Origin of the sequence: Streptomyces sp. KL116D, from assembly GCF_030766975.1 — a bacterium.
In the GTDB taxonomy this organism is placed as follows: Bacteria; Actinomycetota; Actinomycetes; order Streptomycetales; family Streptomycetaceae; genus Streptomyces; species Streptomyces longispororuber_A.
The window spans coordinates 143,940-170,644 of record NZ_JASERH010000095.1 but is presented as its reverse complement, the minus strand read 5'-3'; the positions used below and the strand labels follow the sequence as shown (position 1 = coordinate 170,644).

The 26,705-nt window shown below is 72.7% G+C and carries 26 protein-coding genes; 10 read left to right on the top strand and 16 right to left on the bottom strand.

Annotated features, from left to right (window positions below; all coding sequences use genetic code 11):
* Positions 1-239: 239 nt before the first annotated feature.
* Positions 240-686: an ATP-binding protein gene (locus RBJ77_RS38335; protein WP_372349171.1), complete on the top strand. Its 447-nt coding sequence runs from the start codon at positions 240-242 to the stop codon at positions 684-686.
* Between the two features lie 129 nt (positions 687-815).
* Here the strand turns inward: RBJ77_RS38335 and RBJ77_RS38330 are convergent, their stop codons facing one another.
* Complete coding sequence (locus RBJ77_RS38330; protein ID WP_372349170.1) at positions 816-1,685, bottom strand: SigB/SigF/SigG family RNA polymerase sigma factor; 870 nt, start codon at positions 1,683-1,685, stop codon at positions 816-818.
* 144 nt (positions 1,686-1,829) lie between these two features.
* Between RBJ77_RS38330 and RBJ77_RS38325 the strand changes: the two genes are divergently transcribed.
* The gene (locus tag RBJ77_RS38325; protein WP_372349280.1) at positions 1,830-3,215 is read left to right on the top strand and encodes an FAD-binding oxidoreductase; all 1,386 of its coding nucleotides are present in this window, start codon (positions 1,830-1,832) and stop codon (positions 3,213-3,215) included.
* 18 nt (positions 3,216-3,233) lie between these two features.
* On the opposite strand, the gene RBJ77_RS38320 is transcribed toward RBJ77_RS38325, so the two are convergent.
* Complete coding sequence (locus RBJ77_RS38320) at positions 3,234-5,573, bottom strand: GH92 family glycosyl hydrolase (RefSeq protein WP_372349279.1); 2,340 nt, start codon at positions 5,571-5,573, stop codon at positions 3,234-3,236.
* 323 nt (positions 5,574-5,896) lie between these two features.
* Here RBJ77_RS38320 and RBJ77_RS38315 point away from each other — a divergent pair, with 323 nt between their 5' ends.
* Together RBJ77_RS38315 and RBJ77_RS38310 are read left to right on the top strand one after the other, a co-directional pair.
* On the top strand, positions 5,897-7,189 hold the full coding sequence (locus RBJ77_RS38315) for a hypothetical protein (RefSeq protein WP_372349169.1): 1,293 nt from the start codon (positions 5,897-5,899) through the stop codon (positions 7,187-7,189).
* A 56-nt stretch (positions 7,190-7,245) separates the two neighbouring features.
* Positions 7,246-8,130, top strand: coding sequence for a universal stress protein (locus tag RBJ77_RS38310; protein WP_372349168.1), 885 nt, complete (start codon positions 7,246-7,248; stop codon positions 8,128-8,130).
* Between the two features lie 10 nt (positions 8,131-8,140).
* Here the strand turns inward: RBJ77_RS38310 and RBJ77_RS38305 are convergent, their stop codons facing one another.
* Positions 8,141-8,338, bottom strand: coding sequence for a ferredoxin (locus RBJ77_RS38305; protein WP_372349278.1), 198 nt, complete (start codon positions 8,336-8,338; stop codon positions 8,141-8,143).
* 5 nt (positions 8,339-8,343) lie between these two features.
* Positions 8,344-9,585 carry a cytochrome P450 gene (locus RBJ77_RS38300; RefSeq protein ID WP_372349167.1) on the bottom strand — a complete coding sequence of 414 codons (1,242 nt, stop codon included), beginning with the start codon at positions 9,583-9,585 and terminating at the stop codon, positions 8,344-8,346.
* Positions 9,586-9,949: 364 nt separating this feature from the next.
* On the opposite strand from RBJ77_RS38300, the gene RBJ77_RS38295 reads away from it, so the two are divergent.
* Both RBJ77_RS38295 and RBJ77_RS38290 read left to right on the top strand, forming a co-directional pair.
* Positions 9,950-10,738: a MerR family transcriptional regulator gene (locus RBJ77_RS38295; RefSeq protein ID WP_372349166.1), complete on the top strand. Its 789-nt coding sequence runs from the start codon at positions 9,950-9,952 to the stop codon at positions 10,736-10,738.
* 196 nt (positions 10,739-10,934) lie between these two features.
* Positions 10,935-12,134, top strand: a complete 1,200-nt coding sequence (locus tag RBJ77_RS38290; protein WP_372349165.1) for a glycosyltransferase — start codon at positions 10,935-10,937, stop codon at positions 12,132-12,134.
* Between the two features lie 86 nt (positions 12,135-12,220).
* Here the strand turns inward: RBJ77_RS38290 and RBJ77_RS38285 are convergent, their stop codons facing one another.
* Both RBJ77_RS38285 and RBJ77_RS38280 read right to left on the bottom strand, forming a co-directional pair.
* Positions 12,221-13,021: a family 1 encapsulin nanocompartment shell protein gene (locus RBJ77_RS38285; protein ID WP_372349164.1), complete on the bottom strand. Its 801-nt coding sequence runs from the start codon at positions 13,019-13,021 to the stop codon at positions 12,221-12,223.
* Positions 13,018-14,016: a Dyp-type peroxidase gene (locus RBJ77_RS38280; protein WP_372349163.1), complete on the bottom strand. Its 999-nt coding sequence runs from the start codon at positions 14,014-14,016 to the stop codon at positions 13,018-13,020. Before RBJ77_RS38280 ends, RBJ77_RS38285 begins: the two co-directional genes overlap by 4 nt.
* Before the next feature lie 453 nt (positions 14,017-14,469).
* Here RBJ77_RS38280 and RBJ77_RS38275 point away from each other — a divergent pair, with 453 nt between their 5' ends.
* The 3 genes from RBJ77_RS38275 to trpS all read left to right on the top strand — a co-directional run bounded on the left by RBJ77_RS38275 (position 14,470) and on the right by trpS (position 18,122).
* The gene (locus tag RBJ77_RS38275; RefSeq protein ID WP_372349162.1) at positions 14,470-15,510 is read left to right on the top strand and encodes an NAD(P)-dependent alcohol dehydrogenase; all 1,041 of its coding nucleotides are present in this window, start codon (positions 14,470-14,472) and stop codon (positions 15,508-15,510) included.
* 135 nt (positions 15,511-15,645) lie between these two features.
* Positions 15,646-16,869 (top strand): cytochrome P450, encoded by a 1,224-nt coding sequence (locus tag RBJ77_RS38270; protein WP_372349161.1) that lies wholly within the window; start codon positions 15,646-15,648, stop codon positions 16,867-16,869.
* Positions 16,870-17,051: 182 nt separating this feature from the next.
* A complete protein-coding gene (trpS, locus tag RBJ77_RS38265; RefSeq protein ID WP_372349160.1) occupies positions 17,052-18,122 on the top strand; it encodes a tryptophan--tRNA ligase in 1,071 nt (356 codons plus the stop codon).
* Positions 18,123-18,152: 30 nt separating this feature from the next.
* Here trpS and RBJ77_RS38260 read toward each other — a convergent pair whose 3' ends face one another.
* The 10 genes from RBJ77_RS38260 to RBJ77_RS38215 form a co-directional block, all read right to left on the bottom strand.
* Positions 18,153-19,403, bottom strand: a complete 1,251-nt coding sequence (locus RBJ77_RS38260; RefSeq protein WP_372349159.1) for a cytochrome P450 — start codon at positions 19,401-19,403, stop codon at positions 18,153-18,155.
* Positions 19,400-20,017, bottom strand: a complete 618-nt coding sequence (locus RBJ77_RS38255) for an ATP/GTP-binding protein (RefSeq protein ID WP_372349158.1) — start codon at positions 20,015-20,017, stop codon at positions 19,400-19,402. The genes RBJ77_RS38260 and RBJ77_RS38255 overlap by 4 nt, the downstream gene beginning before the upstream one ends.
* On the bottom strand, positions 19,998-20,360 hold the full coding sequence (locus tag RBJ77_RS38250) for a DUF742 domain-containing protein (protein ID WP_255977931.1): 363 nt from the start codon (positions 20,358-20,360) through the stop codon (positions 19,998-20,000). Before RBJ77_RS38250 ends, RBJ77_RS38255 begins: the two co-directional genes overlap by 20 nt.
* Positions 20,357-20,776, bottom strand: coding sequence for a roadblock/LC7 domain-containing protein (locus tag RBJ77_RS38245; RefSeq protein WP_255977933.1), 420 nt, complete (start codon positions 20,774-20,776; stop codon positions 20,357-20,359). Before RBJ77_RS38245 ends, RBJ77_RS38250 begins: the two co-directional genes overlap by 4 nt.
* A gap of 104 nt (positions 20,777-20,880) precedes the next feature.
* Positions 20,881-22,524, bottom strand: a complete 1,644-nt coding sequence (locus tag RBJ77_RS38240; RefSeq protein ID WP_372349157.1) for a sensor histidine kinase — start codon at positions 22,522-22,524, stop codon at positions 20,881-20,883.
* A 356-nt stretch (positions 22,525-22,880) separates the two neighbouring features.
* Positions 22,881-23,072 (bottom strand): hypothetical protein, encoded by a 192-nt coding sequence (locus RBJ77_RS38235; protein WP_372349156.1) that lies wholly within the window; start codon positions 23,070-23,072, stop codon positions 22,881-22,883.
* A 241-nt stretch (positions 23,073-23,313) separates the two neighbouring features.
* Positions 23,314-23,856, bottom strand: coding sequence for a GNAT family N-acetyltransferase (locus RBJ77_RS38230; RefSeq protein WP_372349155.1), 543 nt, complete (start codon positions 23,854-23,856; stop codon positions 23,314-23,316).
* 76 nt (positions 23,857-23,932) lie between these two features.
* Positions 23,933-25,084: an ROK family protein gene (locus tag RBJ77_RS38225; protein WP_372349154.1), complete on the bottom strand. Its 1,152-nt coding sequence runs from the start codon at positions 25,082-25,084 to the stop codon at positions 23,933-23,935.
* A 47-nt stretch (positions 25,085-25,131) separates the two neighbouring features.
* The gene (locus RBJ77_RS38220; protein WP_372349153.1) at positions 25,132-25,413 is read right to left on the bottom strand and encodes a zinc-ribbon domain-containing protein; all 282 of its coding nucleotides are present in this window, start codon (positions 25,411-25,413) and stop codon (positions 25,132-25,134) included.
* 77 nt (positions 25,414-25,490) lie between these two features.
* Complete coding sequence (locus RBJ77_RS38215) at positions 25,491-26,132, bottom strand: MerR family transcriptional regulator (protein WP_372349152.1); 642 nt, start codon at positions 26,130-26,132, stop codon at positions 25,491-25,493.
* A 68-nt stretch (positions 26,133-26,200) separates the two neighbouring features.
* On the opposite strand from RBJ77_RS38215, the gene RBJ77_RS38210 reads away from it, so the two are divergent.
* On the top strand, positions 26,201-26,680 hold the full coding sequence (locus RBJ77_RS38210) for a DUF4188 domain-containing protein (RefSeq protein ID WP_372349151.1): 480 nt from the start codon (positions 26,201-26,203) through the stop codon (positions 26,678-26,680).
* The last annotated feature ends 25 nt before the right edge of the window (positions 26,681-26,705 follow it).

Here is a 26,705-nt window from a genome sequence, read left to right as displayed (position 1 = left end):
ACTCCTCGGCAGAACTCGGCAGAACTCGGCAGAACTCGGTCGGACTCGACGGGACTCGATGGGGCGGTCACGGAACGCCGGGCGCACCGCGCCACCAGCTCTTCCGCCGCCGGGACGGGATCGGATGCGCCGGACGGCCAGTACGTCGAAAGCTGACAGGACTGCACCGCCCGACGCGGGGTATCAGCATGGCTGCGGGGGCCTCTCCCATGAAGGCCGACCGGGCGAGAGAGACACGAATGACCGAGTATCTGGACGGGACAGTGATCCCAACGGGCTTCGACACACCAGTCGAGCCGCTGCGGCGGGTGACCCATTACTCCGGCGAGCCGGGGTGCATAGCTGATGCCCGCATGTTCGCCGCCGCGTTCCTGACGCAGTTGCGGCAGGAGTGGTGCGTCGCGGTCGACCGCCGCACCGAGGGCGAGGCGCTCCTCGTCGTGAGCGAGCTGATCACCAACGCGGACCGGCACAGCCTGGGACCGTACGTGCTGGAGCTGGAGGGGACGGCGGGCCAGATCACCGTCACCGTCTACGACAGCAGCGCCGCCGTGCCGCTGCGCTACCCCCGCGACCCGTCCCGGATCGGCGGGCACGGGATGGAGATCGTGGACGCGCTCGCCGACGTCACCGTCGAGCGGGTGCCGGTCGGCAAGCGCATCCGTGCCGTCCTCACACTGACCTGAACGAGCGCCCGAGCCCAGCCCGTGACCGGGCAGCCCGTGAGCGAGCCGGTCCGTGACGTGAGTGGGCGCCTGGGCGAATTCCTCACCCAGACGCCCGACCCGGCCACCTCGCTCCGGCGGAGTCCTCCCTCAGACGGAGTTCGCCTCGGCCAGCATCCCGGACTTCAGCCGGGCGATGAGCTGCTTGATGAGCCGGGACACGTGCATCTGGGAGTAGCCGAGCCGCTCGCCTATCTCCGCCTGGGTCAGCTCCTCCACGAACCGCAGGTGCAGGAGCCGCCGGTCCCGCTCGGGCAGCTTGGCCACGAGCGGCGCGAGCGTGTGGAAGTCCTCCACCAGTTCCATCGCCTCGTCCTCGACCCCGAGGAAGTCGGCGAGGGCCGCCTCGCCGTCCTGACCGTTGTCGGTGGTGAGCGCCGCGTCCAAGGACGCGGAGGAGTAGCCGTTCGACGCCAGCTGGGCCTCCACCACGTCCGGCTCCGGCAGGTCCATCAGCGTCGCCAGCTCCGCGGTCGTCGGCTCCCGGTCCAGCCGGCTGCACAGCTCCTCGCGCGCCCTGGCCAGTTCGAGCCGAAGCTCCTGGAGGCGGCGCGGCACGTGCACGGCCCACGTGGTGTCCCGGAAGAACCGCTTGATCTCACCGGTCACGTACGGCAGCACGAAGGAGGTGAACTCCACCTCGCGCGAGATCTCGAACCGGTCGATCGCCTTGATCAGACCGATCATGCCGACCTGGACGATGTCCTCCATGTCGTCCGCGCGATGGCGGTAGCGTCCCGCCGCGAAGCGGACGAGCGACATGTTCATCTCGATCAGCGTGTTGCGTGTGTACTGGTACTCCTCCGTGCCCTCCTCGCACTCGGCCAGCCGCCGGAAGAAGTGGCGCGAGAGTTCGCGCGCGTCCAACGGGGCCACCCGACTGGGATCCGGGATGTCGTGGGGAGAAACCTCAGCATCCGTGGTCCGGGTCGTAACCGCAGTGACGTGCGTCCCGCTCATGGTGGAGTCCACCGTCCCTCCCACGCCGTGCTCCGGCGCAACGCTCTGTTCCATCATGGTGTTCCGGCGATTACCCGCGAACTCGCCGGTCATGCGGACAAGTTCTGGAGGTACGACATCAACACGGCAGACACAGCAGGCACGGTGCGCGATCTGGCCGCCGCGCTGCCCGGCAGCACCCTCGTCACCGATGCCGACGTACTGGCCTCGCTCGGCCACGACGACGCCGAGTGGGCGCCGACGGGCCGGGCGCTCGCGGCGGTGCGCGCCACGTCCGCCGACGAGGTGCAGGAGGTCGTGCGCGCCTGTGCCGACCGGCGCATCCCGGTCGTCACGCGCGGCGCGGGCACCGGACTGTCCGGCGGGGCCAACGCGGTCGACGGCTGTCTCGTTCTCGACGTCTCGCGGATGAACCGCGTCCTGGAGATCGACACGGAGAACCTGACGGCCGTCGTCCAGCCCGGCGTCGTCAACAACGACCTGAAGGCCGCCGTCGCCGAGCACGGCCTGTGGTACCCGCCGGACCCGGCGAGCGCCCCCTGGTCGACGATCGGCGGCAACGTGGCGACGAACGCGGGCGGCCTGTGCTGCCTCAAGTACGGCGTCACCCGCGACTACGTCCTCGGCATGGAGGTCGTCATGGGCGGCCCCGCGGGCCCGTACGGCAGCCGGGTCCGCCTGGGCCGGCGCACCACCAAGGGCGTCAGCGGCTACGACCTCACGAGCCTGTTCGTCGGCTCCGAGGGCACCTTCGGCGTCATCACGGAGATCACGCTGCGGCTGCGCCCGGCGCCCGCCGCGGAACCCCGCACGGTGGTCGGCGCCTTCGACAGCCTCGTCGCGGCCGGCGCCGCGGTCGCCCTCGTCACGAGCCGGGGCCTGGCGCCCGCCGCCCTCGAACTGCTCGACCGGGCCTGCATGGAGGCCGTCGAGGACTGGAAGCACCTCGGCATCGAGCCGGGCGCCGAGGCGATGCTGCTGGCCCGGCTCGACGCCCCGGGCGACGCGGGCGCGGCCGAGGCCGCCGCGGTCGCCGCCGCCTTCGAGGAGGCGGGGGCGCTGTGGGCCGAGCGGTCCACCGACGCCGTCGAGGCGGAGGCCCTCTTCGACGTGCGGCGGCTCGCCTATCCGGCCCTGGAGCGGCTCGGCCCGGTCCTCACCGAGGACCTGTGCGTGCCGCGCTCCGCCGTGCCCGAGATGCTCGCCACGATCGAGAAGATCGGCCGCAGGCACGGGGTGCGGATCGCCACCATCGCGCACGCCGGCGACGGCAACCTGCATCCGCTGCTGATCACCGAACCCGGCGACGAGGCGGCCCGTGTCGCCGCGCAGGCCGCCTTCGAGGAACTGCTCCAGGCGGCGATCGCCGCGGGCGGCACGGTCACCGGTGAGCACGGTGTCGGGCTGCTCAAGCGGGACGGCATGCGCAGCGAACTGGGTCCCGCCGTCTGTGCGTTGCAGACGGCCGTGAAGCGGACCCTCGACCCGCTGGACCTGTTCAACCCGGGGAAGGTCGTCGGCGAGGACTGACCTTCCCCGGGCGGCGGGTCAGCGCGGCAGGCCCGCGGGATCGGTGGCCCACGCGGTGTCCGGCCGGTCCGTCAGCCGGTACGCGAGCGTGCCACCGGTCCGCAGGAGGCCCGCGTCCGTCCACGAGCGGTCGAGGTCACGGCCGTTCAGCCGGACCCCGGCGACGTACGGACGCGTGGTGCCGGCGTCCGGGGCGTCGACCACGATGTCCGTGCGCCCCGGCCGGTCCACCACCGCGTGCGGGAACAGCGGGGTGCCGAGCAGCAGATCGGCGCTGCCCGGCGCCTTCGGGTACAGGCCGAGCGCCGAGAAGACGTACCAGGCGGACATGGTGCCGAGGTCGTCGTTGCCGGGCAGCCCCGAAGGACCGGTCCCGTACACGGTGTCGACGATCTCGCGGACCGTGGCCTGCGTCTTCCAGGGCTGTCCGAGCGCGTTGTAGAGCCACGGCGCGTGGATGCCCGGCTCGTTCGTCGGGTCGTAGCGCAGGGCGTCGCCGCCCTTCACCGACCACGAGCCGTCCGCCTTGTGGAAGAACCCGTCGAGCCGGCCGGCCGCCGTCTCGCGGCCGCCCATCGCCGTGGCGAGCCCCTGCACGTCCTGCGGCACCATCCAGGTGTAGGTGGCGCTCGTGCCCTGGGCGAAACCGCGGTCGCTGCCCGGGTCGAACGGCGTCACCCACGACCCGTCGAGATCGCGCGCCTGGACGTAGCCGGTCTCCGGGTTGAAGACGTTGCGCCACCACGTGCCCCGCTCGGTGAACGACGCGGCCTCCTCGTCCCGGCCGAGCAGCTTCGCCCACGCGCCGAGCGCGGCGTCCGCGACCGAGTCCTCCAGCGTCTCCGCGGCGCCGCCCCAGCAGTGGCAGACGTCCTGTGCCGCGTAGTGGGAGCTCAAGTACTGCGCCAGATTGGGGCGTTGGCCCTCGCACTGGCCGGGGCAGCCCTGGTCCGACAGGCCGGCGTCGCGCGGCACGGTCGCCTGCCGGGCCAGCGATGCGAAGGCGCCCTCGTAGTCGAAGTTGCGCACTCCCATCGCGTAGAACGTGGCGAGGGTGGCGGCCGACGGGTCGCCGGTCATCACGTGCGTGGCGCCGTTGACGTGCACCCAGCGGTCCCACACGCCGTCGTTCTGTCCGGCGAAGTTGTAGAGGGACTGCGCGAAGTCGCCCGCGACCTTCGGTTTGAGCAGGGCGAGCAACTGGATCTGGGCCCGGTACTGGTCCCAGCCGGAGAAGTTGCTGTACTGCGCCCCCTGGCCGCGCACGACGCGGTGCGGGGCGCCGTCCATGCCCGGATAGCGGCCGTCGGTGTCGCTGATGATGTTGGGCTGCATCAGCGCGTGGTACAGCGCCGTGTAGAACGCGGTCCGCCGGGCCTCGGTGCCGCCCGATATCCGCACCGCGTCCAGTTCGTGGTCCCAGTCGCGCCGCGCCTCGGCCGCCACGTCGTCGACGCTCGCCCGCGGCGCGATCTCCTCCCGCAGGTTCGCCTCGGCGCCCGCGAGCGAGACGTACGAGATCCCGAGCCGCATGTGGACATCGTTGTCAGACGCCGTGTCGAAACCGACCCAGCCGCCCGAACCGCGCCCCGCGCGGTCCGCGCCGGTCGCGTATCCCTCGCCGCCGCCCCCGCTGGTCGACCCGGGCGAGACGGTGGCGTCCCGCCAGGTGCCGTAGGACGAGAAGGCCCGGTCGAAGGAGGCGCTGAAGTGGAGCTTGTAGTAGCTCTTGCGGTTGTTCACGCCGCCGTTGGCGCGGCGCCCGCAGAACGCACCGGTCAGCACCCAGCCGGTCACCTTGCGGTGCGCCCGGTCGATGTCGACGTGCGCGTCCTCGCTCCCGTTCAGGGAGTTGGAGGTGCGGAAGAGGAGCGAGGCGGCCTTGTCGGCGGGGAACGTAAAGTCGGCGACGCCCGCGCGGCGGCTCACGGACAGGTCCGCCGTCGCGCCCGAGTCGAGCCCGAGGGTGTACCGGCCGGGCACCGCGCGCTCGTTCGCGTGCGAGAAGTCCGACGCGTAGAGCGCGTCCTTGGTGTCGGCCGAAGGGGACGAGGTGACGTCGCCGACGAACGGCATGATCGGCACGTCGCCCGCGGCCCCCGGGTTGCAGCCCGCGCCGTTGACGTGGGTGAGGCTCAGGCCGCGGATGCGGGTGGTGTTGTACGCGTAGCCGTTCGCGGCGCCGGTGCTGGTCTGGTCGCCGGTGGTGCTGGTCGGGGACCAGGCGATCATGCCGTACGGGCGGGTGGCGCCCGGGTAGGTGTTGCCGCCGTTGGCCGAGCCGATGAGGGGGTCGACCGAGGCGGTGGGCCGGGCGGGCGGCGCGGCGGCCGAGGCGAGGGGCGCCGCGAGGGTCATGGCGAGTGCGGTCGCCAGGCCGAGCGCCGCGGGTCTGCGGAGAGGTCTGTGGAGCCGGTGGAACACGTCGCGGAACCTTTCGGAGTCGGGACGGAAGCCGTCAAGGCGCCGCCGAGCGTAGTTCGTTGGGCCGCCCGACGGGGACGACAGTGCGCACCCTCGCGGTGAACGCCCGGTGAAGCCGTCCGTGCTTGGCGGGCCTTTTGCGCGCCGCGCCGAGAGAAATGAGGCATTTGTCGGTTTATCGGCTCTACGGTGCGGGGGTCGGTGTCCATGAGGGGGGACGCACAACGTGCCCCCACGTGGCGCGGGTTGGGATGTTCATGAGTGGTATCAGCCGCAGAGGCGCGGCCCGCCTGGGTCTGGGAGTAGGGATCGGCGCCGCGGCCGCGACGCTCGCCGGGTGCGGGAGCGGCGAGGAACAGGGCCGCCCCCCGGCCGGCCCCGGCCACCACCCGGACCGGCCCGCCGCCGCCCCGGCCCCCGCCAAGAAGGCCCCGCCCCGGCTGATCGGCGACGGCTCGACCTCGTACACCGGCCGGCAGCCCCACCAGCCGGCCGCGCCGGTCGCCCTGGAAGCCGGCCAGACGCCACCACAGTTCGTGATCTTCTCCTGGGACGGCGCGGGCGAGGTCGGCAACGGCCTCTTCCCCCGGTTCCTCGAACTGGCCCGCGAGCACGACGCCCACATGACCTTCTTCCTCTCCGGCCTCTACCTGCTGCCCGAGTCGAAGAAGCGCCTCTACCGCCCGCCGAACAACCCCGTCGGCGCCTCCGACATCGGCTACCTGACCGACGGCCACGTCAGGGAGACCCTGAAGTACGTCCACCAGGCGTGGCTGGCGGGCCACGAGATCGGCACGCACTTCAACGGGCACTTCTGCGGCGGCCCCGGCTCCGTCGGCAACTGGAGCGCCGCGCACTGGCGCAGCGAGATCGAACAGGCCAGGTCCTTCGTCAAGTCCTGGCGCAGCAACACCGGTTGGCACGACCACCCGTCGCTGCCCTTCGACTACGACCAGGAACTCATCGGCGGCCGCACCCCGTGCCTGCTGGGCCAGGAGAACCTGCTGCCCGTCGCCCGCGAGCTCGGCTGGCGCTACGACGCGTCCTCGCCCGGCGGCCTCCAGCGCTGGCCGGACAAGAAGCAGGGCGTGTGGGACCTGCCGCTGCAGGGCATCCCGTTCCCCGGCCACCGCTTCGAGGTGCTGTCGATGGACTACAACATCCTGGCGAACCAGTCGAAGAACACCACCCGGGCGCCGTCCTCCAACTACCCGGGCTGGCGCACCCAGGCCACCCAGTCCTACCTGGCTGGCTTCCGCCGCGCCTACGAGACGAACCGGGCGCCCTTCTTCATCGGCAACCACTTCGAGGAGTGGAACGGCGGCATCTACATGGACGCCGTCGAGGAGAGCCTGAAACAGATCGCCGGCCACAAGGACGTACGGCTCGTCTCCTTCCGGCAGTTCGTCGACTGGCTCGACGCTCAGGACCCCGCGGTTCTGGCCAAGTTGCGCGGCCTGGAAGTGGGGGAGCGGCCGCCGGGTGGCTGGTCGGCGTACCTGCGGCCGGAGAAGCGGCCGAAGGCCGGTGCCGGCGGGGCGGCGAAGTAGGGCAAGATCGAAGACAGCAGACGAACAGTGCAGCCGACGGACCTGGAGGCAGTGGCATGACCCGGCCGATCACCGCGGGAGTGGACGGATCACCCGAGAGCGCGGCGGCGGCCGCATGGGCGGCGCGCGAGGCGGTGCGCAGGGACCTGCCGCTGCGCCTGGTGCACGTGGGGCAGCGGCTGCCCGAGACGCTGGTGCTCGCCGCCCTGGAGGACACCCAGGACCGCCAGGACCGCTGGGCCGGCGACCTGCTCGCCGAGACCGAGCAGGAGATCGCCGAGCGTCACCCCGGGCTCGCGGTCACCACGGACGTCCTCGGTGAGGACGGTGCCGCGTCGCCCCTGGTGGCCGCGGCGGGCGACGCCGAACTCCTCGCGCTCGGTGCGCGCGGCCACGGCGCCCTGGTCGGGTTCCTGCTCGGCTCGGTGGGCCAGCAGGTGATCGCGGGCGCGGAGCGTCCCGTGGTGCTGGTCCGCGAGGGCGACGAGGCGAGCGCGGAGGCCGCCGGGCGGGACGTGATCGTCGGACAGGAGGGCGACCCGGAGGACAGCGCCGCGGCCCTGGAGTTCGCGTTCACCACCGCGGCGGCGCGGGGTGCGGGCGTCCGGGCGGTGCGCGCGTGGAGCCTGCCGCCCGTCTTCGCCTACAGCCCCGCCTCCCTCGCCCTCCTCGACGAGTCCGGCGGCATGGAGCCGCACGAGAAGAAGGCCCTCGCGGCGGCCCTCGCGCCCTGGCGGGAGCGGTTCCCCGACGTGCCCGTCACCGAGCACGTCGAGATCGGCAGCGCGGGACAGGTCCTCCTGTCGGTGGCGTCCGAGGCCCAGCTCCTCGTCGTGGGGCGCCGCGCCCGGCGCACCGCCGTCGGCGCCCGCATCGGCTCCGTCGCCCACGCGGTGCTGCACCACGCGCCGTGCCCGGTCGCCGTGGTGCCGCCCGCCTGAGCTTCGGCCGTCAGGTCCCGGTGAGCGACACCGCGCTCACCGGGCAGGCCCGCACCGCCTCCTTCACCATCGGGTGCTCCGCGGCGGCCTCGGCGCGGCCGGGGAGCACCTCGCTGAAGCCGTCGTCGTCCTGCGTGAACACGTCCGGCGCGGTCAGCGCGCACATGCCCGCGCCCACGCACCGCTCCTTGTCGACCTCGATCCGCACGGCGCTCACCAGGCCACGGGCAGTTCGAGCATGCCCTGGATCGTGTCGCCCGGCTTGTGGGGGATCTCCTCGACCGGGGCCGCGAGCCGCAGCCCCGGGAACCGTTCGACGAGGGTGCGCAGGGCGATCTCCAGCTCCGCGCGGGCCAGGTTCTGGCCGAGGCACTGGTGGACCCCGAAGCCGAACGCCAGGTGGTGGCGGGCCGACCGGTCCCAGTCGAGGGTCTCCGGCGCCGCGAACGCGTCGCCGTCCCGGTTGATGAGCGAGGTCGAGAACACGACCCCCTCGCCCGCCCGGATCGTCGAACCGGCCACCTCCACGTCCTCCTTCGCCACCCGCAGCAGCCCGTCCGCGATCGACAGGAACCGCAGCAGCTCCTCCACGGCGACGGCCGTGGTCGTGTCCCCGGCCCGCAGCGCCGCCAGCTGCCCGGGATGGCGCAGCAGCGTGTACGTACCGAGCGAGATCATGTTCGCCGTCGTCTCGTGCCCGGCCACGAGCAGGATCACCGCGAACGCGATCAGCTCCTCGCGGTCCGGCGGGCCGTCGGGACCGTCCCGGTGGATCAGCTCGTCGAGCAGCCCGTCGCCCGGGTCTTGGCGCTTGCGGTCGATCAACGTGCCCAGATACGCGTCGAGTTCGACCCGGGCGCGCTCCACGTCGTCCGCCCCCGGCCCGCGCAGGAGGCGCCGGGAGCACTCCTCGAAGAACTCGTGGTCCGCGTACGGCACCCCGAGCAGCGCGCAGATCACCATCGACGGCACGGGCAGGGCGAACGCCGACACGAGCTCGGCCGGCGGGCCCTGCCGCTCCATCGCGTCGAGCAGCCGGTCGACGGTCTCCTGGATGCGGGGCCGCAGGGCGCCGATCCGCTTGAGCGAGAAGCTGGGGATCAGCAGGCGCCGCTGGGCGTTGTGCTCCGGGTCGTCGACGCCGAGCAGCGCCACCCGGCGGGCGCGCACGCCGGCGAGCCGCTCGGTCGGGAACGGGAAGCCGGGGCGCTGCCGGTTGCTGGAAAGACGAGGGTCGGCGAGCAGGTCACGGGCGAGGGCGTGCCCGGTGACGACCCAGACCGACCGGCCGTCGAAGAACGTGACCCGGCCGAGCGGTCCCGCCTCGCGCAGCGGGGCGTAGGCGGCGGGCGGGTGGTAGGGGCAGCCGCGGTCCTGCGGGAAGGACACGGGCGCGGGGTCGGATGCGATCGGGTGGGGGTCCTGGCGGGCCGTTTCCGTAGTGGATTCCGTCATGGAGCGGATCGCCTCGCAGTAACTCGATGATGCGCACGGAGCCGGTCGTTCCGTGCTTCTGTCATTGGATGCCCCAGGCATCTACCGGGTCGACGGCAAGACCGGCCAGTTCGTTCGGACGGGGTATCTGGCCGGGGCCTTTCGCTCGCGTTCGAGGCGGGCGGCGGTGTGCTCAGCTCGGGCGGGGGCGCCGGCGGAACCGGCCGCACCGGGTGCGCGCCCCGCGCGGCCTGAACCGATCGTCACGGCGACCGGAATCGTGCCGTCCGGCGGCGCGGCGGGTGCGTCCCGCGCGCGGGACGCGGCGGGTTGAGTCTCCCCTTACGTCAGGCTGCACGCTGTACGCCGACGAAAGGGCACGGCCATGCACTACTCGATCGGACAGGTCTCGGACGCCGCCGGGGTGACGGTGCGCACCCTGCACCACTACGACCGCACCGGACTGCTCTCGCCGAGCGACCGCAGTCCGGCCGGCTACCGCCTCTACGGCGACGCCGACCTCGCCCGGCTCCAGCAGATCCTCTTCTACCGGGAGCTCGGCTTCCCGCTGGAGGAGATCGCCGCGATCCTCGCGGATCCGGCGGCCGACGTGCTGGCCCATCTGCGGGCCCGGCAGCGGCAGTTGACCGACCAGATCGAGAAGCTCAGCCATCTCGTCGAGGTCGCCGAGCACGCCATCGAGGTGCAGCAGACCGGGGTGCGGCTGACGCCGCGGGAGCGGTTCGAGGTGTTCGGCGAGATCGCCTTCGACCTCAGCTACGCCACCGAGGCCCAGCTGAAGTGGCAGGAATCGGAGGGCCACCGCAAGGCGATGGCCAGGGCCGCGGCCCACACGAAGGACGACTGGCGCACCCTGATGCGTGAGGCCGCGGCCTGGCGCAAGGACCTCCTCGCCGCGTACGACGACGGACACGCCGCCGACAGCGCGGAGGCGATGGACCTCGCCGAGGAGCACCGCCGGCACACGGCACGCTGGTTCACCCCGTGCCCACCGGACATGCACCGCCGGATCGCCGCCGACTTCCCGCGCGACGCCCGCGCGTTCGCCCTGGTGGTCCCGCCGTCCCAGCAGCGTCCGGGGCTCGCCGCGTTCCTGCGGGACGCGGTGGACGCCAACGCGCTGCGGGTGCGGCGGGCGGAGGAGGGCGAGTGATCCCCGCCGCCGCCGTACCCCTTGCCGCCGTACCCGGTCCACATGCTCGCTCCTGCCCGCATGCTCGGCCCCGCCCGCGCCGTCGGTCCCGCCCGCACGACCCGTCCCGCCCGCACGACCCGTCCCGCACCCACGGCCCGTCCCGCACCCACGGCCCGTCCCGCACCCATGGTCCACCGCACCCCGAGGAGTCCCCATGCGCATCCTGATCGCCGCCGCCGGATCCCGCGGTGACATCGCCCCGTACACCGGGCTCGGCGTGGGGCTGCGCGGCGCCGGGCACGACGTCGACATCGCCACGCAGGAGGAGTTCGCCCCGCTGGTGCGGGCGGCGGGGCTCGGGTTCCGGGTCCTGGCCACCGGCCCGCGGGACGGTGCGGGCGGCGGGGCCGGGCGGCGCGCACTGATGCGGAACGCCGCCGCGTTCACCGCCGGGCTCGGCCGCGGCTTCGCCGACGCGGTCGCGGACGGCCCCGACCTGATGCTGCTGTCCGCGACCACGACACCGCTCGGCTGGCACGTCACCGAGGCCACCGGCATCCCCGCCGTCGGCGCCCACCTCCAACCCAACGCCCCCACCGGGGAGTTCGGCCCGGTCGTGTCCGGCACCCGCTCGCTGGGCCGGTACGGCAACCGCGCCGCGGGCCGGTTCGCGCTGCGCATGGTCGACCGGATCTACGCCCCGGCCGTACGGGAGCTGCGCGAGCGCCTCGACCTGCCGCCGGCCCGCGGCCCCGAGCTGCGTCGCCGCGAGGAGGCCGCCGACCGACCGGTCCTGCACGGCTTCAGCGAGGTCCTGGTGCCGCGTCCCGCCGACTGGCGCCCGGGCCTGGAGGTCGTCGGCACCTGGTGGCCGCACGTCGAGCGGCACCGGCTGCCGCGCGCGGTCGAGGACTTCCTCGCGGCGGGGCCCCGCCCCGTTCTCGTCGGCTTCGGCAGCATGGCCGCAGGGGAGGGGGAACGGCTGAGCGCCCTCGTCGTCGACGCGCTGCGCCGGGCCGGGCTGCGCGGCATCCTCCAGTCGGGCGCGGCCGGACTCGCCGCCGAGGCCGACGGTGTCCTCACGGTCGGCGATCTGCCGCACGCGCTGCTCATGCCCCGGACGGCCGCGGTCGTCCACCACGCGGGCGCCGGGACGGCGGCGGCCGCCGCCCGTGCCGGGGTGCCGTCGGTCCCGGTGCCGGTCACGGCGGACCAGCCGTTCTGGGCGCACCGCCTCGTCGCGGCGGGCACGGCCACCGCACCGATCCCCTTCGGGGAGCTCACCGCGGCTCGCCTCGCGCACGCGCTGCGCACGGTGACGGACGTGCCGGGCAGCCGCGACGTGGCCGCCCGGATCGCCGCGGAGGACGGTGTCGGCACCGCGGTCAAGGCGATCGACCGGCTCATGCCGTGAGGACCACCCCGTGAGGACGCCGCCGTGCGGACCACCCCGTGAGGGCGCCGCCGTGCGGACCAGCCCGTGAGGACCACCCGTGAGGTTCATGCCTTGAGCGCGACCACGGCCTCGTCCGTGTAGGGCAGGAACGTCAGCGTCTGGTGGAAGTACAGCTCGATGCCGCTCGCGTCGTGCGTCGTGTACCCGATCGCCAGGTCCTCGCCGAGCCGCAGCTCGAAGTCGCCGCCGCGGGTCGACAGGACGAACGCCCCGTTGAGGGCGGGCGCCCAGATCAGCTCGCCGTTGAGGATGCGGCTCAGGTGGTTCGCGATCGGATAGCCGTGGTCCGAGGTCTCGCTGACCGCCGTGTACGCGTCCGCGCCGAGCAGCAGCGAGTACGGGCCGTCGACGCCGGCGAGCCGCAGCGCGGTCAGGGCACGGCTGATCGTGTCCGGGTAGTCGCGGGGCTCCGCGGGCAGGCTCAGGACCGGGTTGGAGGTCCGCGAGCGCAGCCCCTCGATGCCCGCCGCCGCGTACCCGTCGAAGACCGCCTGGTCCTCGGCGAACGCCATGGCCCGCGCGGCGTCCTTCACCGGCTGCCAGTCGGAGTCCAGGGAACCCCGCTCCACGTCGTCGACCGCCTCGCGGCTGACGGTGAACGGCACCCGCAGCTCGACCAGCTGCCGGACCCCGCGCAGCCGCGCCGTCACGCCCGGGGCGGGCGGCGTGATGTCCGTGAGGTGTCCCGTGCCGACGGCCGCGAGCTCCGGACCGTCGGGCCCGGTCACGTCCACGACGCGGCGCCCCGCCACGTGGCGCTGGAACGTGCGCCGCGCCTCCTCCTCGATCTCCGCCCAGGCGGCGGGCGTGATCGGCGCGAGTTCCCGGTGGAGGTTCGTACTCATGGGGCTGGGGCTCCTTTGAGGCTGCCGATGCCCAGCGAGCCGTCGACGACGACGTCGGCGGAGCTGGGCGGCGGGTCGGGCAGATCGTCGAGGAAGTCGGCGCTCGGCACGTGGAAGAGGCATCCCGTGACCGCCGCCGAGAAGTCGAGGATGCGGTCGTGGTTGCCGGGCGGGTCGCCGAGGAACATGTTGCGCAGCATCCGTTCGGTGACGTCCGGGGTGCGGGAGTAGCCGATGAAGTAGGTGCCGAACTCGCCGCTGCCGACGTGCCCGAACGGCATGTTCTCGCGCACGATCTGCCGCTCCGTGCCGTCCTCGTCCACGATCGTGTTCAGCGCGACGTGCGAGTTCGCGGGTTTCACGTCGTCGGCCAGCTCGACGTTGGCGGTCTTGGTGCGGCCGATGACCCGCTCCTGCTCGTCGGAGGAGAGCGCCTCCCAGGCCGCCATGTCGTGCACGTACTTCTGCACGATCACGTACGAGCCGCCCTGGAAGTCCGGGTCCTCGTCGCCCACGAGGACGGCCGCGGCCGCCGCCCGTCCCGTCGGGTTCTCGCTGCCGTCGACGAAGCCGAGCAGATCGCGCTCGTCGAAGTACTTGAAGCCGTGCACCTCGTCCACGACGGTGACCGCGCCGCCGAGCCGGGCCACGACGAGGCGGGCCAGCTCGAAGCAGAGGTCCATCCGGCGGGCCCGGAAGTGGAAGAGCAGGTCGCCGGGGGTGGCCGGAGCCAGGTGCCGGGGGCCGGCGAGCGCCTGGAAGGGACGCAGCTCGCGGGGCCGGGGCCCGCCGAAGAGCCGGTCCCAGGCCGTGGAGCCGATGCCCACGACACATGACAGCCCGTCGCCGGGGGAGCGGAACCCGACGGAGCGGCCGAGCCCGGGCAGATCCTCCAGCGTCGCGCGCACGGCGGTCTCCCCGCCGGGCGCGACGGTGACCACGAGGAAGACGGCGGCCTTCGCGGGCGGCGTGAGGACGGACTGCGGCTCGGCCACGGGGGCTCCCGTCTCGCAGGGCGGCGATTGCTGGCGTTTGTCACTGTATGGGCAGTGGTGGAACGCGGCATGTGCGCCCGTTGGTGCCGTGTGTCCGACCTCACCCGGGCAGATGGGCCGCGCGGTGCGAAGCACCGTTGGTTCGCTGTTAAACTTTGAACCAGGCCCCGACCGTTCTCCCCCGTACGGTCGGGGTCCTTTGCGTTCCGCACGCCGCGCGCCCCTCCAGCGGGCCCTCGCCGGCGCACCGCGACGCCCCGCCGGAGCCCCGTCACGTGGGCCGGCCCCACGCTCGCACCCACCCCTTTGACTCCCTCTCGCACTCCTCCGGCGATCCAGGGCGCCGTTCTGCGCGCCCAGACACGCGTCTCGGGGGGACATGTGTCTCATTGGGACATCAAGAGTTACGCTGGTGGCACGGGGGTCGGACATAAGCGACAGAGGAGTCGAGTCATGAAGGCGCTTCAGTACCGCACCGTCGGGTCTGCACCCGAGGTCGTCACCGTTCCCGATCCGGAGCCGGGTCCGGGGCAGGTCCTCCTGAAGGTCACCGCCGCCGGCGTCTGCCACTCCGACATCGCGGTGATGAGCTGGCCCGCCGAGGGCTTCCCCTACGAGCTGCCGCTCACCCTCGGCCACGAGGGCGTCGGCACCGTCGCGGGGCTCGGCGCGGGCGTGACCGGCCTGAAGGAGGGCGACTCCGTCGCCGTCTACGGCCCGTGGGGCTGCGGCACCTGCATCAACTGCGCGCAGGGCAAGGAGAACTACTGCCTGCGCGCCGCCGAGCTCGGCATCAACCCGCCCGGACTCGGCGCCCCCGGCTCCATGGCCGAGTACATGATCGTCGACGACCCGCGCCACCTCGTGCCGATCGACGGCCTCGACCCCGTCGCCACCGTGCCGCTCACCGACGCCGGACTCACCCCGTACCACGCCATCAAGCGCTCGCTGCCCAAGCTGGTCCCCGGCTCCACCGCCGTCGTGATCGGCACCGGCGGCCTCGGCCACGTCGCCATCCAGCTGCTGCGCGCCATGACCGCCGCCCGCGTCATCGCCCTGGACGTCTCCGAGGACAAGCTCGCCCTCGCCCGCACCGTCGGCGCGCACGAGGCGATCCTGTCGAACGCCGAGGCCGCGGCGAAGGTCAAGGAGCTGACGGGCGGGCGCGGCGCCCAGGCCGTCTTCGACTTCGTCGGCGTGCAGCCCACCGTCGAGACCGCGGGCGCCGTCGCCGCCGTCGAGGGCGACGTGACCCTCGTCGGCATCGGCGGCGGAACCCTCCCGGTCGGCTTCGGCGCGACGAACTTCGAGGTCAGCGTCACCGCCCCGTACTGGGGCAGCCGCGGCGAGCTCATCGAGGTGCTCGACCTCGCCCGGGCCGGCGCCGTCTCCGTGCACACCGAGACGTACTCGCTGGACGACGCGCCCAAGGCGTACGAGCGGCTGCACGACGGAAAGGTCAACGGCCGCGCGGTCATCCTGCCCAACGGCTGAGACCGGCCCCGAAAGGGCGATTTTCGGCCACGGAATTGGTGCAGCGCTCAACTGTCGGCGTGGAGGGGTCTGTTCCGGGTGACGGGTGATCAATAGCCTGAGGCAGACCGCTCGTCACCCCACTCAGGGAGCTCCATGTCCACCGCGCAGATTCCCGACATCCTCTCGCCGGAGTTCGCCGAGAACCCCTACCCCGCGTACCGCGTGATGCGCGAGTCCGCGCCCCTCATCTGGCATGAGGCGACGCAGAGCTGGATCATCTCGCGGTACGCGGACGTGGAGCGCGTCTTCAAGGACAAGCAGACGCAGTTCACCACGGACAACTACAACTGGCAGATCGAGCCGGTGCACGGCAAGACCATCCTGCAGCTCAGCGGCCGGGAGCACGCCGTGCGCCGGGCCCTGGTCGCCCCCGCCTTCCGCGGCAGCGACCTGCAGGAGAAGTTCCTGCCGGTCATCGAGGCCAACTCCCGTGATCTCATAGACCAGTTCCGGGCCACCGGCTCCGCCGACATCGTCGGGGACTACGCGACCCGCTTCCCGGTCAACGTCATCGCCGACATGCTCGGCCTCGACAAGGCCGACCACGCCCGCTTCCACGGCTGGTACACCGCCGTCATCGCCTTCCTCGGCAACCTGGCGGGCGACCCGGACGTCGCCGCGGCCGGCGAGCGCACCCGCGTCGAGTTCGCCGAGTACATGATCCCGATCATCCAGGCCCGCCGCGAGAACCTGGGCGACGACCTGCTGTCCACCCTGTGCGCCGCCGAGGTCGACGGCGTGCGGATGAACGACGAGGACATCAAGGCGTTCTGCAGCCTGCTGCTCGCCGCCGGCGGCGAGACCACCGACAAGGCGATCGCCAGCATCTTCGCCAACCTGCTGGTGAACCCCGAGCAGTTGGCCGCCGTCCGCGAGGACCGCTCGCTGATCGCCCGGGCCTTCGCCGAGACGCTGCGCTTCACCCCGCCCGTCCACATGATCATGCGCCAGTCCGCGGTCGACGTGGAGGTGAGCGGCGGCACCATCCCCGCCGGGGCCACCGTCACCTGCCTCATCGGCGCGGCCAACCGCGACGAGAACCGCTACAAGGACCCCGACCGCTTCGACCTCTTCCGCGACGACCTGACGACCACCACCGCGTTCTCGGCCGCCGCCGACCACCTGGCCTTCGCGCTCGGCCGGCACTTCTGCGTGGGCGCGCTGCTCGCCAAGGCCGAGGTCGAGATCGGGGTGAACCAGCTGCTCGACGCGATGCCGGACCTGCGGCTCGCGGACGGGTTCGACCCGGTCGAGCAGGGCGTGTTCACCCGCGGCCCGCAGTCGCTGCCGGTGCGGTTCACACCGGCGGGTTCCTGACCCCGAACCGTTCACGGGTGTATGATCCCAGCATGCATCGTTCTTCGTGTCTGAGCTGGTGGCGCCTCACTTAGAGGCGGCCACAGTCATGCACGTACAAGGGCCGTCCGCCGGACGGCCCTTGTTGCTTCTCCCCGGAAGCCCTGCCGTCCCGAGGACGCCCGTGAGCTTCGGGAGAGACCATGAGCAGCACCACCGACGTCCTCGGCACGTCCGCCGCACAGGCCCGCAGCCGCGAGCTGGAGGAACTCATCCGCAAGGACCCCGGACAATTCCGGGTCCTCACCGGGGACCGGCCCACCGGCCGGCTCCATCTCGGGCACTACTTCGGCACCCTGCACAACCGCGTCAGACTCCAGGACCTCGGCGTCGAGACGTTCGTCCTGGTCGCCGACTACCAGGTGCTCACCGACCGCGACGTCGCCGAGAACCTCACCGAGTACGTCGAGGAACTCGTCCTCGACTACCTCGCCATCGGCATCGACCCGGACCGCTCCACGATCTTCACGCACAGCGCCGTGCCCGCCCTCAACCAGCTGCTGCTGCCGTTCCTCAGCCTCGTCTCCGTCGCCGAACTGAACCGCAACCCCACGGTCAAGGACGAGATCGCCCACTCCCGCCAGTCCGCCGTCAGCGGCCTGATGTTCACCTACCCCGTCCACCAGGCCGCCGACATCCTCTTCTGCCGGGCGAACCTCGTGCCCGTCGGCCAGGACCAGCTGCCCCACCTGGAGATCACCCGCACCGTCGCCCGCCGCTTCAACGACCGCTACGGCCACGGCACACCGGTCTTCCCGCAGCCCGAGGCGCTGCTCTCCACCGCCCCGCTGCTGCTCGGCACCGACGGCACCAAGATGAGCAAGAGCCGCGGCAACGCGGTGTCGCTGTCCGCCGACGCCGACGAGACCGCCCGGCTGATCCGCGGCGCCAAGACGGACGCCGAACGGCACATCAGCTACGACCCCGCCACCCGCCCCGAGGTCTCCTCGCTCGTCCTGCTCGCCGCGCTCTGCGAGGAGACCGACCCGGTCCAGGTCGCCGCGGAGATCGGCGACGGAGGCGGCGCCGCCCTCAAGCGACGCGTCACCGACTCCGTCAACGCCTACCTCGCCCCGATCCGCGCCCGCCGCGCCGCCTACGCCGAGGACCGCCGGCTCGTCCGGGACGTCCTGCGGGCCGGCAACGAGCGGGCCAACGCCATCGCCGAGGCCACCCTCAGGGACGTACGGGCCGCCATGAACGCCGACTACTGAAGAGCGCCGGGCCGCCCCGTCGGGGGCGGCTCACTGCACGACGGGCGTGAAGCTCACCGGCAGCGACGTCAGACCCCGCATCCAGATCGACGGGCGCCACGTCAGCTCCTCCGGCTCCACGGACAGCACGAGATCCGGCAGCCGGTCCAGGAGCGTCTCCACCGCCGTGCGCGCCATGACGTCGGCCAGCAGCGGAGCCGGATAGGGGCAGCGGTGCTCACCGTTGCTGAACGACAGATGGGCCGCGTTCTCCGCGCCGACGTGCGACTCCGGCCAGATCTGCGGGTCCGTGTTCGCCGCGGCGAGCCCGAGCACCACGCAGTCGCCCGCCCGGATCTGCCGGCCGCCGAGCTGGATGTCGCGCACCGCCCACCGGCCGATGAAGTTCTGCGTCGGCGTGTCCAGCCACAGCACCTCGTTGAGCGCCTCGCCGACGCTGAGCCGGCCGCCCGAGACGTTCAGGGCGAAGCGCTCGTCGGTCAGGAGCAGGCGCAGCGTGTTGCAGATCCAGTTCGACGTGGGCTGCTGGGCCGCCGCGATCACCGAGATCAGGTCCTGCACGATCTCCTCGTCGGACAGGCCCGCCGGGTCGTTGATCATGCGTGAGGTGATGTCGGGGCCGGGCCGCTCCCGCTTCTCCTTCACCAGGTTCTGCAGCCGCTCCCCGACCCGCACGTAGGCGGCGACCGGGTCGTCGCCCTCGGCGGCGTCCAGCGAGATCCGCAGGTCGTCGACGAAGTCCTGGGTGTCGGATCCCAGGTCGGGCAGCCCGCACAGCTGCACCACGGCCCGCATCGGAAGGGCGCTCACATAGGCGCCCATCAGCTCGGCCTGGCCGCTGCCGGAGAACTCGGAGATCAGCCGGTCGGCGATCTGCGCGCAGTCCCTGGCCAGCTCGAACTGGTCGACCTGCCCGAGGGCGTGGGTGATCACCCCGGCCCGCCTGCGGTGCTCCTCGCCCTCGGTGAACAGCACGGACGGCTGGTAGCCGACGAACGGCAGCAGCGGCCAGTCCGCGGGAATGTTCTCCCACTGGTTCCAGCGCCGCGAGTCACGGGCGAAGAGCTCGTCGTGCGCGGTGACGTAACTGAGCTCGGAGTAGCCGAGGACCAACCACGCGGGCACGTCCCCGTCCAGCAGCACCGGCGCCACCGGACCGTGCTCCCTGCGCAGGGTGCGGTACAGCTGGGACGGCGTCTGCTGGTACTGCAGGCCGCTGAGCGGGACCGCGCCCGCGTGCGCGGGGCAGCCGGGCGGGGGCGTCGTGTTCTGCTCGGTCACGGTGTCGTCTCCTGGGCCATGGCCAGTTCGTAGAGGTGGTCCACGAGGGTGATCAGCACGTCCTTGCCCGACGAGCGGACCCGGGCGTCGCAGTCGATCATCGGGACGTGCGCGGGCAGCGCGAGGGCCTGCCGGATCTCGTCGAGGGAGTGCCGCACCGGCTCGTCGTCGAACCGGTTGACCGCCACCACGAACGGCGTCCCGTGGTGCTCGAGCCGGTCGATCGCGTACCAGGACTCGTCCATGCGGCGCGTGTCGACGAGGACGACCGCGCCCAGCGTCCCGGAGAACAGCCGGTCCCACAGGAACCAGAACCGCTCCTGGCCCGGCGCCCCGAACAGGTACAGGACCATCCGGTCGTTGAGGCTGATCCGGCCGAAGTCGAAGGCGACCGTGGTCGTCGTCTTCGCCGCCACCCCCGCCGTCGAGTCGACGCCCACGCCGGCCTGCGTCATCACCTCTTCGGTGTTCAGCGGCCGGATCTCGCTGACGGACCGGACGAGCGTGGTCTTGCCGACGCCGAACCCGCCCACCACGACGATCTTCAGGCCGGTGTCCGCGAGCGCGCCGAGCGGTGTGCGCACGGCGGGAAGGTCAGAGGTTGCGGAGCCCATGGAGCACCTCCTTGAGAAGGGCGGAATCGGGGAGCGCGGCGACGGCCGGGGCCGCGCGCGGATGACGGGCGGTGATCTTGCCGCCGGCCAGCAGGTCGCCGAGCAGGATCCGCACGACCGTGATCGGCATCCGCAGTTCGGCGGCGATCTCGACGACGGCCGTCGGCCGCCGGCACAGCTCCAGGATGCGGACGTGCTCGGACTGCATCCCGGCGGCCGGCTCGCACTCGCTCACGATGAGCGTCACCAGGTCGAACGAGGTGTCGTCGACGCGGCTGCGGCCTCCCGTGACCGTGTAGAGCCGGTCCGGGTCGCCGGTGTCGACCGGCCGGCGGGGGGTCACGAGGCGCCGCTCCCGGTGGCGCCCTGGCGCGGTTCGGCGCGCAGGTGCTCACCGATCTGCTCGACCAGCTCCGTCATCTGATGGCCCACCACGCCCGGGTCGGCGTCCTCGTCGGCGACCACCGCGAGGTGCGCGCCCTCGCCGGCGTCCACGATGAACAGCAGGCCGCCGTGGAACTCGGTCATCGAGTGCCGTACGCCGCCGGTCCCGTCGCCGAACTCCACGGACGCGCCCTGGGCGAGCGCCTGGATCCCCGAACAGATCGCCGCGAGCTGGTCGGCCTGGTCGAGCGTCAGGTGCTCGCTCCAGCACAGCTTCAGCCCGTCCCGGGACAGGACCAAGGCGTGCCGCGTGCCGGGGGTGCGCTCGAGGAGACTCTCCAGGAGCCAGGTCAGGCTGGTGTCAGTGGTCTGCATGGCGGGGTCGGGCGGGGGAGAGGTCCGGCGCTGCCGGTCCGCCGCCCGTGCCTCCAATCTCACGGTGTAGAGCGGGGGTTGAGGTTCCGTCGGGGCGCCGGGGGCTACTCCGGCCGGTCGCCGTCCTTGGCCTTGCGGGCCCGGTGGAAGGCGCCGAAGCGGGCGCCCGCGTCACGGGCGGGCTTCGGTGCGGGCTCGGCGGCGGGGGTGCCGGGAGCGCGGTCGCGGTCCTTGTCGGCGGCGGCCATGGTGCGGCCCGGCGGACGCACCGGCAGGCCGTTCGGCGTGGCGCCGGCGGGCTCGGCCGGCGGCGCGGCCTGCTGCGGCACCGGCACGGGCACGTCGGCGCGCTCGTGCGTCTCCGCGGGGGCGGTGCGCGGCGCGACGACGGGCTGCGGGACCGCTTCGCGCTGCTGGGCGAGGAGCTGGGGCGGCAGCAGGACGACAACGCCGGTGCCGCCCCGCGAGGAGGGGCGGAAGTTCACGTCGATGCGGTACTTCGCGGCAAGCCGGCCCACCACGGCGAGGCCGAGCCGGGTGCCCTGCAGCGAGGCCAGGTCGGTGACCTGTCCGGACACGGCCTGCTCGGCGTGGCGCATCGCCGCGTCGGCCATCTTCAGACCGCTGTCCTCGATGGTCACGACGAGGCCCGCGGAGCGCTCCTCGACGTAGACGTGCACCTCGTCGATGGGCGGCGAGAAGTTCGCCGCGTTGTCCATCAGCTCGGCCAGCAGGTGCATCACGCCTTCCGCGGCGAACCCGGCGATCGCCGCACCGGTGGAGCAGTGCAGCCGCACCCGCTGGTAGGCGGCGATGCGGCCGACGGCGCCGCGCAGCACGCTCTCCATCACGATCGGCTTGTTCCAGGCGCGGCTGGAGCGGCCGCCCATCAGGAGCGCCAGCCGGTCGGTCATCAGACCGAGCTGGGACGTGGAGTGGTCCAGGCGCAGCAGGTCGCCGAAGACGTCCTCGCCGTGCCGCTCCTGCATGCCGCGCAGATCGGCCAGCATGCTCACGGACTTGGCCTGCACCCGGCTGAGCGCCTTCGCGGAGGCGGCCTGCGCGGCGGCGCCCCGGCGCTCGCTCAGGGCGAGTTCCCGCAGGAAGGTCTCGGCCGGAACCCTCAACAGGGGGTTGTCCGGCCAGGTGAGTTCGGCGAGCACCGTGTCGGCGGACGCGCCGTCGCGCAGCCGCCCCACCGCGGTGGGGAAGGTGACGGCGGTCAGCCGGTCGAGCTCGGTCGCGGCGCGCTCCAGCTCGCCCCGGGCGGCGTCGCGCTCGGCGGCGCTCTGGGCGGCGGTCCGTGCGGACGCCTCGACCGTCGCCGTGAACTCGTCCAGGATCCGCCGCAGTTGGGGGTCGGACGGCGGTGCGGCGGCGACCGGCGGGGCGCCCGCCGCGTCGTGCAGCCGGTGCGCGACCGCGGGCAGGGTGACGTTGACGAGCTGTGCGGCCTCGGCCGCCTGCTGGGTCAACCGGCTCTGGGCCAGGGCGAGTTCGTCCCGTGCCCGGGAGGCGTCCCGGCGGGCCCGGCCGATCGTCACGGTGTGCGCGAGGACGACGGCGGCCAGGCACCCCCACGCGATCACGGCCGTCCACACCGCCCAGGTCCTGGCGGCCGCCGGGGCGACCGCGGCCGCGCTGCCGGCGACGGCCGCCGCGGCCACGAGCACGGTGAGCGCAGCGACCAGCGAGGTGCGCCCCGTTCTGGCTATCGCGTGCGGGCTGGGAGGAGCAGGCACTGACATTCCGCGGTCCCTCGGTCCTTGAGTGCGGGAAGCGACGAGCCGACCGGTCACGTCGGCTGCGGATCCGGGCAGCGGCCGCCGAAGAGGACGCCGATCTTCCGGACCGTACGAGCGTTCATGCTAGCCATGCCGCGCGCCGAGCAGACCGGACAAGCCGGGCAGTCCGCCCGATCGGCCACTTCGTCGTGAACTCGCCGCCCTGATCGGCGGAGCGTGATAAGGCCGAACACCCGGATATGTCACGGAAGATGGAGCTCGGACGGGCGTTCCTGGCGGCGGCCGAGGGGTGTGCGCCGGGTCGTGCGCCGTCCGATCCCACCATCACCTTCTGTGCGAGCGAATGGTTTCGGCCAACGTCAGTCGGCTTCGACGATCCGCCAACGGCCCACCTCCTTGTACGCGGAGTCGTAGATCGCCGACCCGTCGCCCGCCGTCAGGGCGTAGTGGTGGAGATTGCCGCCCCAGTACCGAAGGATCCGGCCCAGCTCGCGTGCCGCGGCGCCGCTGTCCGTCGTCTCGTCCATGTCGACCTCGAGAAGGAACTTCATGCCTTCCACCCTGTCATTGAACTCCTTCTTGAGACTTTGACCCGAGGGGAGGGCGGCGAACGCGGTCTCGGACCACGAGGCCGAAAAACGGTGTGCATGGTCCGGCCGATCCCGGGCAGCAGGAGAAAGAGACAGCTCAAGCAGCCCCACCCCCCCCGGGCGCTCGAGTCTGTGGCCCCGCCGCCTCCTCTCCCCCCCTGTGAGGCGGGCGGGGCCTTCTCATGCGCGAGGTGACGCGACCCTAGTCCGCGGCGCCCGGCCGCCACTCGTGGGCCAGCAGTCCCAGCAGTACCTCGTCCAGGAACTCGCCCAGCACCCACGCCGACGAGCGCAGGACGCCCTCGCGGACGAACCCGTTGCGCTCGGCGGCCCGCAGCATCGCGTGGTTGTCCGCGAGCGTCTCGATCTGCAGCCGTTGCAGGCCGCGGACGACGAAGCCGTAGTGACAGAGCGCCGCGACCACGTCGGTGCCGTAGCCCTTGCCGCGCGCGGCCGGCAGCAGTCCGAGGCCGATGTGCGCGGCCCGGTTGTGGTTGTCGATGCCCCACAGCGTCGCCGTGCCGACGAGCGTGCCGCCGTCCAGCTCCACCACGGAGAACGGGACGTGTCCCGGTTCCTTGTCGTCGACCACGAGACGCGGATCCTTGGAGCCGGGCGTGATCGGCCGCCACGGCCCGCCCTCCGCCCGCGAGCCGTTGACCACGTCGTCGTAGAGCTCGGTCCGCAGAATCGGGATGTCGTCGTCGAAGCGGGCCCTGAGCCCGACCTTTCCGGCCTTCAGCATGCGATCTTCCTATCCGACCGTGCCGGGAGGCGGCAAGCGATATCGCGGTCGGCGGGAACCGGTGCTGCGGTGCAGGTCAGGGCGTCGCGGCCCCCAGCACGAGCACCTGGATCGCCAGGACGGCCGCTCCCCGCGCCCACCCGTGGAAGTCGTGCGGACCGGTCTCCAGCGGGACGGGGTCGGCGTCGGGATGGCGGCGGGCGCGGATCGTGGCGGCCACCGTGTCCCCGGCGACGTCCAGCAGGCCCACGCCCTCCCCGGCGAGCAGGATCTTCTGCGGCAGCGCCAGTTCGGCGATCTGCGCCACCATCACGCCGAGGGCCCGGGCCGCCTCGCCGATCACCCGGGACGCCACCGGTTCCCCCGCCGCGGCGCGGGCGAGGACCTCCGGATACGTGGCCGGCTGCCCGGTCGCCGCGTGCACCTGGCGGCAGATGGCGGGGATGCCGAGCAGGGCGCCGGCCGTGCCCCGTTCGCCGTCCGGGGTCAGCGGTCCGTACGGGTCGACGATCCAGCGCCGGCCGATGCCCCGCCCGGCGTCCCCCGTGCGGACCGGCCGGCCGCCCACCACCAGCGCGTACCCGATGCCCGCCCCGATGGTGAGCAGGGCGAACCGGTCGAGCCCCCGGCCCCCGCCGAACCACGCCTCCGCCTCCGCGAGCGCCGTCACGTCGTTGTCGACGACCACCGGCAGTCCCGTGCGGGCCCGCACCAGATCGGCCAGCGGGACATCGGCCCACCCCAGGAAGGTGTTGGCGACGACGACGCCGCGCGCCCGGGTGGGGCCGGCGATGCCGACCCCGATCCCGGCCAGCCGGGGATAGGAGGCGGCGAACTCCCGGGTCAGCGCGGCCAACAGCGCCGCCACGCCGTCGGGCTCGTGCGTGTCGAGCGGCACCGCGCAGCGGGTCACGACCTCGCTGCGCAAGGTGGTGACCACGCCGTACACCGCGTCCGCGGCGATCTTGAAGCCGGCGAAGTGCCGGGAGTCCGCGACGACGTCGAGGGGCTGGGCGGGGCGGCCCTGGCCGGCCGTGGCCGCCGCCGGTTCGGCGACGAGCAGACCGGACTCGGTCAGCGGCTTGGTGAGGCGGGTGAGGCTGCCCGCGGAGAGTCCGAGCCGACGGGCCAACTCGCCGCGGGAGAGCGGTCCGTGGGTGAGGACCTCGATCGCGACGGCCCGCTCTCCCGGGCTCAGCGGCAGCCAGTTCTCCTCAAGTGCCGTCATGCGTGCTCGCCTTCCCCGGACCCCGACACGTCCCCCGCCGCGCGGCCTCAGCCCTGGTAGTTGTGCGGCTGCTGCGCCGGGTCGGCCTGCGGGGCGGCGGCGTGGGCGAGCATCGCCTCCGCCTGCTCCTTGGGCAGCTGGTGCTCAGTGCCGCAGAACGTGCACTGCGTGCGGTACTTCGTCGAGATGGGGAAGAGCGGCACGAAGAACAGCGTGAACTTCGTGACGTACTTGCGCAGCGAGTGGGCGGCGGGGTTGCCGCAGCTGCCGCAGACGAGCGTGAGCATCGCCAGCTGGTACACCACGCCCCGCGTACCGAAGATGATCATTCGTGGTCCCTCCCTGTCCGGGGCCGCCGTGAGCGTCCCGAGGCCTGGCGCCATCGTAAGCAGCGGGGGCGCCGCCCTCACAGGCCGTAGCGGCGGGTGGTGTGCTCCTCCTGTGCGAGGCGGCGCAGGGCGGCCAGGACCGGCTCGAACAGGACGGCCCCCGCGACCGCCGCCTCCGCCTTCTCGCGGTCGTCGTCGAAGGCGTCCAACTGGTCGAGGTCGAGCCGGGCGACCGACTCCATGTGCGCCGCGTACGCGGCGAGGGTGTCGGGCCCGATGGTGTAGCCGAGCCGGGTCAGCGTCGCCATGGTCGTGACCAGCTGCCGGTAACTGGGGGAGAGGGCGCCGATCTCGCGCGCGTGGTGCCAGCCCAGGTCCCCCAGGAACCGGTCGACCCCCGCGGTCACCTCGGCCGTCGTCGGATCGTCCGCGGGCGCCTCCGGCGGATGCGGCAGCGCCCACATCGCGGCGCCCACCCGGAACGTGGTGCCGAGCGACTCGTCGTCGATGTGCCCGAGCACCTCGCGGGCGGTCGCCACCGGGACCCGGCCGATCTGGATCAGGGCCCGCACCAGGTTCAGCCGGCGCAGATGGGCCTCGTCGTACTCGGCCTGCGTGGCGCTGACCCGCCGCCCGGGCGGCAGCAGCCCCTCGCGCAGGTAGTACTTGATCGTGCCGACCGGCACCCCGCCGCGCTCGCTCAGCTCAGCCAGTCGCATCTCTTGTGCCCCTTCTTGGGAAGTGCCACTATCCAACCATCAGAACGCCGGGAATCCGAGGGGGAGCCGTGCCCGAGAAGCCAGGGGTCGAGCGGACCACAGCGGCCGTGGAGGGCGACGTCGTCGTCTTCCTGATCGGCATGCGGATCAATCACTTCTGGGCGGTGCACCGCTGGTTCCCGGTGTTCTGTGCGATGCCCATGATGCTCAGGGAACTGGGCAGGGACCGCAGCCTGGGTCTGCTCCACCACCTCCTGGGCACAGCGAACCCGCGCACCTACTTCGTCGTCCAGTACTGGGAGACCAAGGAGAAGCTGCTCGCCTACGCCGCCGCGTCCGACAGGCGCCACCAGCCGTGGTGGGCCCGGATCAACCGGTACGCGCGCAAAAGCCGGGGCCACGTGGGCCTGTGGCACGAGACCTACGTCGTGCCCGCGGGCTCGTACGAGACCATCTACGGTGACATGCCGCCGTTCGGCCTGGGCAAGGCGTACGGGACCCGCTCGCTCGCCGACGGCGTGCAGGCGCGGGACCGGCTCGCCGTCTGAGCCGGACACGCTGCGCCGCCGAGTC

Excerpts from the sequence above, each read along its gene's own strand:
- RBJ77_RS38315 (WP_372349169.1), top strand. The coding sequence starts at position 5,897 with ATGAGTGGTATCAGCCGCAGAGGCGCGGCCCGCCTGGGTCTGGGAGTA.
- RBJ77_RS38275 (WP_372349162.1), top strand. The coding sequence starts at position 14,470 with ATGAAGGCGCTTCAGTACCGCACCGTCGGGTCTGCACCCGAGGTCGTC.
- RBJ77_RS38310 (WP_372349168.1), top strand. The coding sequence starts at position 7,246 with ATGACCCGGCCGATCACCGCGGGAGTGGACGGATCACCCGAGAGCGCG.
- RBJ77_RS38220 (WP_372349153.1), bottom strand. The coding sequence starts at position 25,413 with ATGATCATCTTCGGTACGCGGGGCGTGGTGTACCAGCTGGCGATGCTC.
- trpS (WP_372349160.1), top strand. The coding sequence starts at position 17,052 with ATGAGCAGCACCACCGACGTCCTCGGCACGTCCGCCGCACAGGCCCGC.
- RBJ77_RS38330 (WP_372349170.1), bottom strand. The coding sequence starts at position 1,685 with ATGAGCGGGACGCACGTCACTGCGGTTACGACCCGGACCACGGATGCT.
- RBJ77_RS38230 (WP_372349155.1), bottom strand. The coding sequence starts at position 23,856 with ATGCTGAAGGCCGGAAAGGTCGGGCTCAGGGCCCGCTTCGACGACGAC.
- RBJ77_RS38335 (WP_372349171.1), top strand. The coding sequence starts at position 240 with ATGACCGAGTATCTGGACGGGACAGTGATCCCAACGGGCTTCGACACA.
- RBJ77_RS38215 (WP_372349152.1), bottom strand. The coding sequence starts at position 26,132 with ATGCGACTGGCTGAGCTGAGCGAGCGCGGCGGGGTGCCGGTCGGCACG.
- RBJ77_RS38290 (WP_372349165.1), top strand. The coding sequence starts at position 10,935 with ATGCGCATCCTGATCGCCGCCGCCGGATCCCGCGGTGACATCGCCCCG.
- RBJ77_RS38240 (WP_372349157.1), bottom strand. The coding sequence starts at position 22,524 with ATGTCAGTGCCTGCTCCTCCCAGCCCGCACGCGATAGCCAGAACGGGG.
- RBJ77_RS38270 (WP_372349161.1), top strand. The coding sequence starts at position 15,646 with ATGTCCACCGCGCAGATTCCCGACATCCTCTCGCCGGAGTTCGCCGAG.
- RBJ77_RS38295 (WP_372349166.1), top strand. The coding sequence starts at position 9,950 with ATGCACTACTCGATCGGACAGGTCTCGGACGCCGCCGGGGTGACGGTG.
- RBJ77_RS38300 (WP_372349167.1), bottom strand. The coding sequence starts at position 9,585 with ATGACGGAATCCACTACGGAAACGGCCCGCCAGGACCCCCACCCGATC.
- RBJ77_RS38320 (WP_372349279.1), bottom strand. The coding sequence starts at position 5,573 with ATGACCCTCGCGGCGCCCCTCGCCTCGGCCGCCGCGCCGCCCGCCCGG.
- RBJ77_RS38225 (WP_372349154.1), bottom strand. The coding sequence starts at position 25,084 with ATGACGGCACTTGAGGAGAACTGGCTGCCGCTGAGCCCGGGAGAGCGG.
- RBJ77_RS38285 (WP_372349164.1), bottom strand. The coding sequence starts at position 13,021 with ATGAGTACGAACCTCCACCGGGAACTCGCGCCGATCACGCCCGCCGCC.
- RBJ77_RS38255 (WP_372349158.1), bottom strand. The coding sequence starts at position 20,017 with ATGGGCTCCGCAACCTCTGACCTTCCCGCCGTGCGCACACCGCTCGGC.
- RBJ77_RS38245 (WP_255977933.1), bottom strand. The coding sequence starts at position 20,776 with ATGCAGACCACTGACACCAGCCTGACCTGGCTCCTGGAGAGTCTCCTC.
- RBJ77_RS38235 (WP_372349156.1), bottom strand. The coding sequence starts at position 23,072 with ATGAAGTTCCTTCTCGAGGTCGACATGGACGAGACGACGGACAGCGGC.